The 11,568-nt window shown below is 39.4% G+C and carries 7 protein-coding genes; all 7 read right to left on the bottom strand.

The features are described from left to right. Positions 1–364: 364 nt before the first annotated feature. Positions 365–1,147: a peptidylprolyl isomerase gene (locus NOS7524_RS17630; RefSeq protein ID WP_015139847.1), complete on the bottom strand. Its 783-nt coding sequence runs from the start codon at positions 1,145–1,147 to the stop codon at positions 365–367. Positions 1,148–1,315: 168 nt separating this feature from the next. Beyond that, positions 1,316–2,860 carry an HlyD family efflux transporter periplasmic adaptor subunit gene (locus NOS7524_RS17635; protein WP_015139848.1) on the bottom strand — a complete coding sequence of 515 codons (1,545 nt, stop codon included), beginning with the start codon at positions 2,858–2,860 and terminating at the stop codon, positions 1,316–1,318. 130 nt (positions 2,861–2,990) lie between these two features. Next, positions 2,991–6,116 (bottom strand): peptidase domain-containing ABC transporter, encoded by a 3,126-nt coding sequence (locus tag NOS7524_RS17640; RefSeq protein ID WP_015139849.1) that lies wholly within the window; start codon positions 6,114–6,116, stop codon positions 2,991–2,993. 80 nt (positions 6,117–6,196) lie between these two features. Further along, complete coding sequence (locus NOS7524_RS17645) at positions 6,197–6,796, bottom strand: helix-turn-helix domain-containing protein (RefSeq protein ID WP_015139850.1); 600 nt, start codon at positions 6,794–6,796, stop codon at positions 6,197–6,199. A gap of 1,248 nt (positions 6,797–8,044) precedes the next feature. Next, complete coding sequence (locus tag NOS7524_RS17650; protein WP_015139851.1) at positions 8,045–8,788, bottom strand: peptidylprolyl isomerase; 744 nt, start codon at positions 8,786–8,788, stop codon at positions 8,045–8,047. 1,402 nt (positions 8,789–10,190) lie between these two features. Further along, complete coding sequence (locus NOS7524_RS17655) at positions 10,191–10,670, bottom strand: HetP family heterocyst commitment protein (RefSeq protein ID WP_015139853.1); 480 nt, start codon at positions 10,668–10,670, stop codon at positions 10,191–10,193. 54 nt (positions 10,671–10,724) lie between these two features. Next, positions 10,725–10,985 (bottom strand): hypothetical protein, encoded by a 261-nt coding sequence (locus tag NOS7524_RS30480; RefSeq protein WP_015139854.1) that lies wholly within the window; start codon positions 10,983–10,985, stop codon positions 10,725–10,727. Positions 10,986–11,568 lie beyond the last annotated feature (583 nt).

Below are 11,568 nucleotides of genomic sequence, written 5' to 3' on the forward strand. Positions count from 1 at the left end.
TTTTACCAAAGTTTGATTTTCAAGTCAGAAGGTTTTGTTTAGAAGGGGATTCCGACCCCTCCTAAACAAGAGCCACCAAATTGAAAATTTGGTGGGGGTCTTAAACCCTTGCTCCCTACCCTGCGGGAACCCCTTCGGGGAATGGTCGCGGCAGAGGACAGAGGCCAGTATTCCTTCTGCCCTCTGCCCTCTGCCTTTCTTGATAAATGCTATTACAAATAAAAATTTTGTAGAGACGCGATTTGTTGCGTCTCCATGATTAATTCTTCGACTAATAACCTCTTTCAGATTATCCTTTTATGCCTCCTCCTGCTCCCTGCTCTCTGTTGCCAGTCACTGAGCGTAGTGGAGTTGATGCCCCTTCTTAAGCTGGTTGCTGTAGTTTTGGAGATAAGTGAGAATTATCATTGGTGGGTAAATCCGCGATGATTTCTACTGCATTTATTTGTTGCTGTAACCACTCGGTAAATAAATCTCTTAAAATTTGCATTCGTCGTTGTTCATCTAATTGAGGTGTAATAATTTCTTCAACAGTAATTATATGCACCCCCTTGGGAGTAATTATTGGTTTGAGAATCTGGGGAGGAGTAGCAGCAAAAATAGCAGATGCAATTTCTGGTCTAAAATCACGCCGATAGCGAATTCCTTGATAACCACCAGCACGACGAATTTCATGATTTTGGATATATTGGCGAGCAATTTCTTGGAAACTGATTTCCCCTTCTTGCAAGGCATAAAATAGTTCTAAAGCCAAGTCTTCATCATCTAAGATAACTTCATAAGTTACGGCTCCAGTATATTCAATTTTATGGGCGTAAAAAAATGGTTCAACTTTATCTGCAAATAAATGATTAGCCAATTTAGCAGATAATAAGTTAGTTTTAGCCATTTCTTCAAAATCATCTAAAGAGATGTAATGTTTATTCAGCCAATTCCAAGTATCTTCTGCTTTTAACAATTGGTTAGCTAATCGCATACTATCTGCTGCCTGTTGTAGTTCAGTAACACTGATTTCTATTCCTAATTTTTCGGCAGTTTCAGTAATTATTTCTTTGGTAGCGATCGCTTCTAAAATTGTCGGAACTTCACAGGACAATTTTAGATGTTCAATCATGTCCTCGGTAGAGATTTTAATGGTTTTTGACATGATATTACCCCCTAGTTTTTAATGAATTGGTGGCAGTAAATACTCTTTGCTAAAAATTGGTATGCAAATTTAGGTAAACATAATTAACTTTGGTAAATCAACATGATAGTTGGGTTTGGCACTCGCTCAACCCAACCTATCAATCATGTCTGAATTTTTCTGCAAAAATTAAAGCTCTAAACCGCCTTTTTGCAACTTTTTGAATGGGTCTAAGATAAAGTCAATGACTCGACGCTGACGAATAATTACCTCTGCTGATGCTGTTTGTCCTGGAGTTAAAGGAATGCGTTTGTTACCAGCTTGGATATATGGATTATCTATGGTGATATCCATCTCGTAGGTTTCTACACTGCCTTGATTAGTTGTTTGGATTTTTGAGTCTGGCGAAATCCAACTCACACGTCCTTGCAATACTCCATAATCTTGGAAAGGATAAGCATCGAACTTGATTTTGACTGGCATTCCTACCTGCAAGAAACCACTGTGTTGACTAGGCATTTGGGCTTTTAATATTAAAGGTGTATTGTTCGGTGCGATTTGAGCAACTAATTGTCCAGCTTCTACTACAGGCCCTGGTTTATCGATAGGTAACTCAAAAATTGTGCCATCAATAGGCGATCGCACTACCCTTTGCTGCAACTGAAGCTGGAATGATGCTATCTGGCTCTTAGTTTGATTAATTTCTGACTGTAAAGTAGCCAGCTGTGTTTGTAAGTCTTTAAGTTGTTCTTGGCTCTTTAAAACTGCCAGTTTGCCAGCTTGGACAATACTCTGATAACTATTTAGTTGTTCTTGTAAACGTAGTTTAGCTTGTTGGATATCTGCTCGAATTTGACTAATAGTAGCGTGATAGCGGCTCATTTCCTCTTGTAAACGCAGTTGCGCCTGTGCCATCTCAGATTGGGTTTGTAAAACAGAACGCTGGCTGTCTTCGGCGGTGTTTTCTAGTTCCACAATTTTGATTTGGGGAATGGCACCCTGTTTTAAAAGTTGGCGATAGCGTAAGACTTCTCTTAAATCTCTTTGCCAACGACTATGGGCTAACTTCTGGTTGATTTGGGTGGCATTGATTCTCTGTCTAGCTTGCTCTACTAAAGCTTGTTGTTCTAGTTTTTTTAAATTATACGTACTCTGTGTAGCATCCAGAGCTTGTTGGGCTTGATTCACCTGAGCCATTTTTTCCAATTCCTGGGCTTGGTTTTGCTGCTCTTGGATGTTAATCGCTAGCATCAGTTGGTTTTTGAGTAATTCCTGCTGTGCCTGACGATTAATCAGTCCTTCTAACCGAGTTTGTGCTTGTTGTAGCTCTGTTTGCAGAACGTCAGCATCCAGTTCTAGTAAAACCTGTCCAGCTTTAACGGTGCTGCCTTCGGAGACATTAACCATCCTCACCTTGCCAGGGACTGGAATCCCTAACTTTTGTGTTGCTCCTTGTGGTTCTAAGCGTCCCCTGGCGGTTCCTGTTTCATCAACTTTGCTCAACATCGACCAAGGTAAGACAATGAGCGCAAAGCTAATCAAAAAATACAGCGTGGCGCGTGTCCAACGTTGGGGTAAGGCATCTAAGAGTTCTTCTGTACCGTAAAACCAATCGTTGGAGTCCGCTTGAGAGTTTTCCTCAAGAAGATGATCAGGTTGTTCGACTGGTTGCAGCTGTTGTGGCTGTGGTTTAACGAGTACAGAGGATGAATTGTGGGATATTATCTGTGGCATAAATTATCTAACAGTGAACTGTTAACTGCTCATTTGCAGCAGATACGGAAAAAGTTGTCTCGGTGGTAGTCTGCACTCCCCAATCTGGGGGTGTTTCTCCGTATCTGTTCTGTGGCAATTTCCCAGTTACTCAACCTGTTGTTGCCAGCTGTTGTTGGTTGAGATAGTAGTAATGACCTTTTCTGGTAATTAACTCATCATGAGTACCGCTTTCGACTAATAAGCCGCGATCTAACACCAGAATCAGGTCAGCATGACGCACGGTGGACAGGCGATGGGCAATAATTAAGCTGGTGCGTCCTTGAAGAATGGTTCTTAGGTTGTGTTGAATAATCCGTTCGGATTCCGAATCTAGATGGCTGGTGGCTTCATCTAAAACTAATAGGCGAGGATTTCCCAATAAAGCACGGGCGATCGCTAGGCGTTGGCGTTGTCCCCCAGATAACATCCCGCCACCTTCACCAATTTCTGTTTCGTAGCCCATTGGCATTTTTTGAATAAATTCATCTGCTCCGGCTAATTGTGCCGCCGTGATGATTTCTTCTATGGTGGCTTCTGGGTGAGCAATGTTAATATTTTCGCGGATAGTGCCGCCAAATAAAAAGGTATCTTGATCCACAACGCCGATTTGAGAACGCAGCGATCGCAAGGCAATGCTAGTCACATCGTGGCCGTCAATTAACACTTTGCCATCTGTCGGCAGATATAACCCCAAAATCAATTTAGATAAGGTGGTTTTACCTGAGCCACTCCGCCCAACTACAGCCACCGTTTGCTCAGGCAGAATTTCAAAGCTGAGATTCTCCAGCACGTTAATATCACTTTCGGCATGATAACGGAAGGTGACATTTTCAAAGCGAATATGTCCGCGTAATTTGGGCAAAAACTGCCGGGGGTGAAGATGTAAATCTTCTTCTGGTTCGGCTTCTAAAACGTCGTTGATGCGTTCTGTGGAAATCACTACTTCTTGCAATTGATTCCACAGCACCACTAATCGCTGGAAAGGGCGAATAATGTTGCCCAACAACATATTAAAAGCAACTAATTGACCAATTGTCAGTTGATTTTGAATCACCAACCACGCCCCCAGCCATAGCAATCCTGTAGTTACCAGTGTTTCGATAGTGGAACTAAAAATCTGTAACTGATTACTAATGATCTGCCCGTTGAAGGTTTTTCTGATCACCTGATTGAGCAGTTCTTCCCACTGCCAGCGCACTGTCTGCTCAATCGCCATCGAGCGAATTGAGCGAATCCCCGACAAGCATTGAATTAAATAACTGTTTTCATTAGCTGTCGCACTAAAAACTTCCCGACTAATGCGGCGCAAAAACGGTGTAGCCACCAATGCCAGGATAAAAAACGGCGGCACAATGGCTAAACTCACCCATGCCATAGCCGCACTGTACCAAAACATCAATCCTACATAGATAAACACCGTCAGCAAATCCAAGATGATTGACAGGGCTTCCCCCGTCAAAAATCGCTGAATTTTCTGATTTTCCTGGACACGGGAGACAATATCGCCAACGTAACGCGACTCAAAAAACGCCAAGGGTAAGCGGAAGGTATGTTTAATAAAACCTACCAATAATGAGATACTAATGCGGTTGGCTGTGTGATCTAGCAAATATTGCCGCAATCCATTAACAGCAACCCGAAATAAACCAAAGATGACTAAACCTAAACCGACGGCGTTTAATGTCAGTGTGCTGCCTTGGACAATTACACGGTCTAGTAACAATTGGGTAAATAAGGGTGTAATCAGTCCAAATAACTGAATTAATACCGAAGCACCAAACACTTCTAGCAGTACCCGCGAGTGGGGTTTGACTAATTCCCACATTTGCCAAAATGGGGTACTGGCTTCTTCGGTTTCCTTCAGTCCAGATGTGGGTTGCAATAATAAAGCATAGCCAGTCCAACCAGTTTTAAATTCGCCAATACTCAGGGTGCGTTGCCCAATTGCCGGATCACCAACAATTACCCGCTTTTTAGTAATCTCGTAAACTACAATGTAGTGCTTATTTTCCCAATGAGCGATCGCTGGTAGGGTTTGTTGTGCTAATTTATCCAAACTAGCTTTTACTGGCCGGGTAGTAAAGCCTATGGTTTCGGCGGCTGCTGTTAAATGCCTGAGTGATGCACCACTGCGGCTAACATTGGCTAAATCCCGCACCCGATTGACACTCAAACGCTTACCCCAATAGCGACTAATCATCACTAAGCAGGCTGCACCACAGTCTGTAGCACTTTGTTGAGCAAAAAACGGATACCGCTTTGTCAAGCGTCCCCACCAATGACTCACCTGAACTTGCGGGCTGGGAAAATAGGCTCGGCGTTGTTTGGGTTGAGGATTGGGGATTGGGGATTGGGGACTGGGGATTGGGGAGCCAGCCGCGTGGGCGGGTTTCCCGACTTGAGCGGACTGGCGTGATTGGAGATTGGGGACTGGGAATTGGGGACTGGGGATTGGGGACTGGGGATTGGGGATTGAGGATTTGGGGTTTGTCCCTGTTTCGGAGTTGACGAGTTCTAATAACTTGGGCCAGTATTCTATGGCTATTTGCCAATTAGCATTCTTGAGAATGTAAATGACTGTTGATTGTGTTACCTGCCAGTTGTTGAGGTTGGTAACAATGGAGATGGTTCCGGGTGTGAATGTCTGCCCTTGATGATCAACTAATTCACCCCGACATAATAGCCACAGTTTGGCATCTGGAAATGGGTGATTTGGGGGGGAGTTAACTTCTAAGGAGTGTCGTTCAAATAAAAATAAGGCTTTGAGTGTGTCCTCAACTGAGCTATTTTGCGGTAATAAGGAGTTTTGACAACAGAATATCAGTAAGTCCCAAGTTTCGGCTTGTTTCTGGAGGCGATCGCGAATATTCGGGTGTTCGCGCATCAAATATGCTAAAACTGATTGACGCACATAAGCCAGTTTTAAGTTTGCAGAGGCTCTAGCCACATAAGGGCTAAACTCTACTTCTGGAAATAAAGTCAGTTCGCCAAATGATGATCCTGTTGAGAGGGTGGTAATTAAGTTTAAAAAACTATCTAGGAGTCTAACTTTACCCCCAAGAACGATGTAAATTCCCGCCGATGCTGTAGTAGCCTGCCAAAACTGCTTGGCGATCGGTGGTTCGATAATTTCTAGTGATTGAATACACTTTTGAATTTCTTGTTCTGACAAAGACTCACCCAAGGTTTGGGTGAGTTGTTGAGCTAAATATTGCTGAGAAAACCCTGATGGCATTTACCTACGTCCTTGCAAAACTGAAATGTATCCACCAATGGTCAGGATGCTGCACAATAATATTCTTCATGTTGAATTGATTATTGGTTGCTCTGCATCAAATTTAATGACCAATTCACATTGGTTTCAGACTTGGATTGCAAGTCAGAGATGGTAATGCTATTATCTGGTGCCGATTCAATTTCTTTGGGGGGAGAATTTTTGCGTTTGGTAGAAAGTCCCATTTGTTTGAGCAAGCGATTAATGTGGCGATCGCTAATAGTAATCCCTAGTTCTGATGCTAGATGTTTGCTTAACCATTGTGCTGTCCAATGACTAAAAGCATAGCCATAATCACGAGGGCTATTACTGACTAATTCTTTTAATCTTTCAATATATTGGTTATTGACAATTTTAGGTCTTCCTATGGGTCGCTCATTCCATTTGTGTGCTAAACCTGCCTCTGCTATACCAATCCAGTAACGCGCCATCTCTTGGGAGCAACCCAATTTTTCACAGATTTGAGTTTGTGATTTACCCATATCTGCCAGTAACATAATTTCAATGCGCCGCCGATATTCTGGCTGTAAATTAGCTTGTAAATTTTTTAGTAAAGCCTTGCGTTGAAACGGTGTTAAAAACTTACTTTCTTGCAAGTCATAACCGTCAAAAGCTAGATCGTGTTGAGAATAGTCTGCCATAGTGATTATTAGGTATTATCTAAATGAATTGCCTGATGTCTATACAAGAGAGAGTGTTTATTTTCTGCTAATTTGTCATTGATGAAAATTCATGATTATCAAAAAAATGTAGATTTTTCTATTATTTTGAAGCACAAAAATACTAATCATGAATTATTATTGTCTCTGATACTTGCAGAGTAAAAATATGTAGATATAGCCAGTAAACTTCAGTAAATATGACAACATCTGCTGTGAGCATATTATTTTATTTCCCTAGATAAACAGCAGTATCTAATAAAACACCTAGTATGATTGGGCGTTTTATCGATAAATCTCAAGAATCTAGTAAAGTTACACAAAGTTCAAAAATTAAAACTCAAAAGGACTCTTTCTTAGGTTTATTTTTGTTGGCGTAGCCTGCGCTGGCGCATAAAAATTCAGTACGCCTGATAATCTTGCTTACCTGTCACCTATCACCCTTCGGGTTCGCAGGTCGCTCATGGGGGAAACCCCCAAGACCGCGCCGGCTCACCTGTCACCTAGGATGTTACTGAACACTGCAAATAGGTTCAGAGGTAAATCTCTAAATATCTAAATTGGGTATACCTCAATTACCAAACAGAAAAGAGGTTAAAGCCTATTATGCACTGGAATATAGAGGGATATGTGGTTAGGTGTAATGACAAATACCTGCTTGCATCAGCCTAACACTAACTATCTGTCTCATCAGCAGACTAAGATAAATCTGCATTCACCTGGAAGAAATATTTAACAGAAAAGTGACATTCCCTCGGTTTCGTTTGTTAACCCACTGTTCTTTTTTTAGAAATTTTCTGAAATATAGTCAATAGTTTTTCCTCTAAAAAAGAAAAGTTAACCAAATCTTTATAATAGATTCACTAAAAATTTACTATCAATTTTATTTTTAGTAAAATCGTTAGAGCCTATTAGCTGTTTTGCAAGACGAATCAGTAATAGTCAAATTTACTGTTTTTATTTTTATCCGCAAAAACTCGGATCAAGTATTATGTAGTGATGAATAATTCTTCTGTATAAAACATCTATCTTCAGTTAGAAATTAAATCATTAACTAAAATTTACTTAATTAAGATATTCAAAGCATATTGTGTTTATTTTTTTATATTTTTAGGCACTAAAATACAGCAGGGCATAGGTAACAAGGAACAGGCTTGAAAGTCTCTTAGTATCTTGTTTTATTCTTAAATTTTGTATCTCATTTACCTGAAATCTGCTGTAATTAAACTCTCAACAAGTGAACAATGAATTCAGTCTAGTATTTAACTCTATATCCAGCCATTTATGAAACATATTATTGAGAAGTTCTCGATATTTTTCAGGAGTTAATTCAGCAGGTAAGAGTTCTTTGATCATTAACAGATGATAACCCTGCTCAGTTTGAAGCGGTCCAATTAATTCTTGAGGTTGTGACCTAAATACAACAGAGGCTATATTTAATTGGAGGTTAAAACGGTAAATTTTACCCTCGTAACCACATTTTTGTCTACGTGTATAATTAATATCATAAAGGTGAGCAGCTTCATAAAAGCTAATTTCCCCATCTTCAATTTGATAGTAAATTTCTTGTGCTAGTTTTTCAGAATTAACGATGATTTGATAGAGAATGACTTGTTCAAAATCTAGTTTATTTTTGATAAAAAAAGCTTCGACTTCCTCAGCAAACAAGACATGAGCTAATTTCTGAGACAATAAGCGATCGCGAATACCTATTTCCCAATCATCAGGAGTAACTAACTGATCCGCTAACCAAGCCATTGTATCGGCGGCTTTCTCCAAACGCTTCTCACGACGCTGGCGGTTAGCCTCAGCTTCTATTTCCTCTGTTGTTACAGTAATTCCGCGTTCCTCAGCTACTTGCCCAATCACCTTATTAAACAAAATCTTTTGATAAACTTCCTTGAAATTCATCTCTTGTTTCAGGAAGTTAACAATCTCTTCTGGTGCAATCAATGTTTTGCTCAAGTCACTCATCGATTTTGATAATTGTGTCGGTGCAAACAGAGGTAAAATTGATATTTTTGATTTCCCTAAACCAAATATCTAATATATCTTCATAAATCCATAAAATCGGTAAAATATATCCATTTCTTAACACATACATATCAGTTCGCTTTGATTTATATATCCCTGACGGGAGGCGTAGCCATATTTACTTGCGTAGTTAGGAGACTGGAGACTGGATATAAGTATGACGACTTGAAAAAAAACAAACTATGTAAAGTAATGTAAAAACATTGCATTTAGTTCCTAGTGAGGACTTTAGTCCTCTCATAAGGACTAAAGTCCTCACTACAAACCTTTAATTATTTACACCGTTCTATTTATGGTCTATTGAGTAGGTATAGCTGTAGACAAGGCGATTAGGACATGACTAAAAGCTCAAACTCATTCATGACATGGATTTTACTATTGCCTATTGCAAGAGTGCCTTCTGCTATAAATCCTGACAGAAAAAAGCTGGAGGCTAACCAAGTTTGTTCGCTTCCAGCTTTTTGGGATTGGCTGTATAAATTGTAAGTTTATCAAGTAGAGGTAATCCTATCTGGGAGGACAAGGATTACACACCATAAGTTCTATCAGCTATGACAATAATTAAACGATTACTGTTGCTCATTCTACTTTTACTGATAGTGCTAATAGTTGAGCCTATTTAGCTCTAGCAAAACCAGTTTTATGTAAGAAAGTCACCGAAATTTCCTCCACCACAGGGAAACTCGACATAGAGCATTCAAGTTAAAATTTGGAGGAGGCCAGCACTCCAATTTCTCTTGACTCTAACTTTCTCAAAGCCAGAACTACTAATAGTAATGGTTAATTTGTCTGGATTTCTGGAGGAGTCAATAACTCCTACAGCCACTGATTGCTTCAGCAACAGCAATCAGTTAGATAGGTCTCATAGTCAGATAATCATTGATGTATCATTGAAAATGAGTTTGCCAGCTAATTGCCCCTGTTTGAGTAGTTATCTTTAATGTATAAGATTTAATTGCTGCATATTTGCCATTTTGGCAGAATTTAGTGATCCATTTATTGAAAATTATAGGAACATCACTGAGAGGCGTTACATTTTAATCTGCTCATTCTGCTGTTCATTGGTGATGGAAAAGTGCTGTTAGCAGAGGGGCGTTAGCCCATGCTGTTAGTCTTTGCTGATTAAAAACTCTAGCCTCTAGCTTCTAGAGTAATCCGCTTTGATTTCTGAATCACTCGTAGAGATAGGGAACAGGGAACAGGTGACAGGGAACAGGGAAGAAAGAATAAATGTGTACTGAGTTTTGTATGCGCCAGCGCAGACTACACCAACAACAATCCAATAGGAATCCTATAGTTCCTTTTTAATTACTTATTGGTGTACGCAGTTCATGACGGCTACTTAATTATTAATCAGATTGAGTTCGCGCAATTTTAAGGAAGTATCTTGATTATTGATTGGTTGTGCCTCAAGTTCTATCGATTGATAATCATAAAGTTTCTGGGATAAACATTGCTCCAAATGACCACCACGAATTTCGGTTTTTTGCTTACCCACTACTTCAAAATAAGCCAGGTCTTTAATTTTACTCAAGCAACTGGATGAGGAATTAGTATCAGTTCTGTTGGCAACAGAGGGCTTATTTATGTTGATATTTTCATGATGCTGCTGTTGCACTCTGCTGCCTTCAGAGTTTTCTTTCAGTAATCGGTTATAGGTACGGTAAGGAATGTAATGTAAAGGATTATAACCAGCAATGCGTAGCATTAAAACACAAGCCCAAGAGTATTTTCCAGCCAGAATCGCCTCAACTACTTTGTCAAATTGCTGAGGATTGACTGCTTTATTGAAGTTGCTCATACCTGTAACGTCTTGATTCATAGTGTTTTTTGTTTGCGATAGTAATATTTCTGTTCTGCGACGTTGATGTTGTAATTAAACAAATGTGTAAATTACAACATTAAACAATAAAATTAGATAATTGAATAAAACTATATACCCAAGGGTTGATAATATCTGCCAAAAAGAGACTCTCTGTTGTGTAGTTAATACCTGATAAATGATAGATATGCCAATTTCGATATTTTTAGATATCTCTGTCAAAGCAGATATGGATGTTGCAATGTAATTACTGCTATTAATTGATGCCATCTCAAGAGCTAAATTGCAGTCAGGGTAAAAATTATCTTGTTTCATCTTTTAACTGCTCCTTGTCATTTCATTTGACTAGCAGACAAAAGTCTTCCTTCGGGTCTTGGTAGATACAGTCTTGTTATTTAACTGTGTATACGCTTCATTTATTTCCCCCTGATAGATTTATTGTATGATATTTTTCTATGACTTGGCTTTAAAAGGTCAGTGGTATTGAATGTGCTTTAGTATGGCTTAGAAAAACTATTCATCCACACTATATCAAGAGCAATATTCGTATTTATACTAATTCTCTTCATCAATGTCACCTACTAATCTGGAATATTAATCAATAATTTTACGGAATATTTCCAATGTTGACTTTTTTGCTGTACGGTTTTTCATTTTGACAATTTTCCGCTAGGTAATGAGGGGTCAGACCCCTCGCCTACTGTGCATTTGAGACTTTGAAGTTACTAAGCAAATTTACCACTAAATAAGTTGATAAGCAATCTTTCAAATAATAATTTGATCCTCATGAAAGCCTAAATTATCTGTGTGATGTGAATGGTAAAATGCCTTTACATTTTTTCTCTAATTTAGATCTGGAGAGTTGGCAGCAAATGCTTGATTGATGAGGATTGTAGCA

The sequence above is a fragment of the Nostoc sp. PCC 7524 genome (genome assembly GCF_000316645.1).
Lineage (GTDB): Bacteria > Cyanobacteriota > Cyanobacteriia > Cyanobacteriales > Nostocaceae > Trichormus.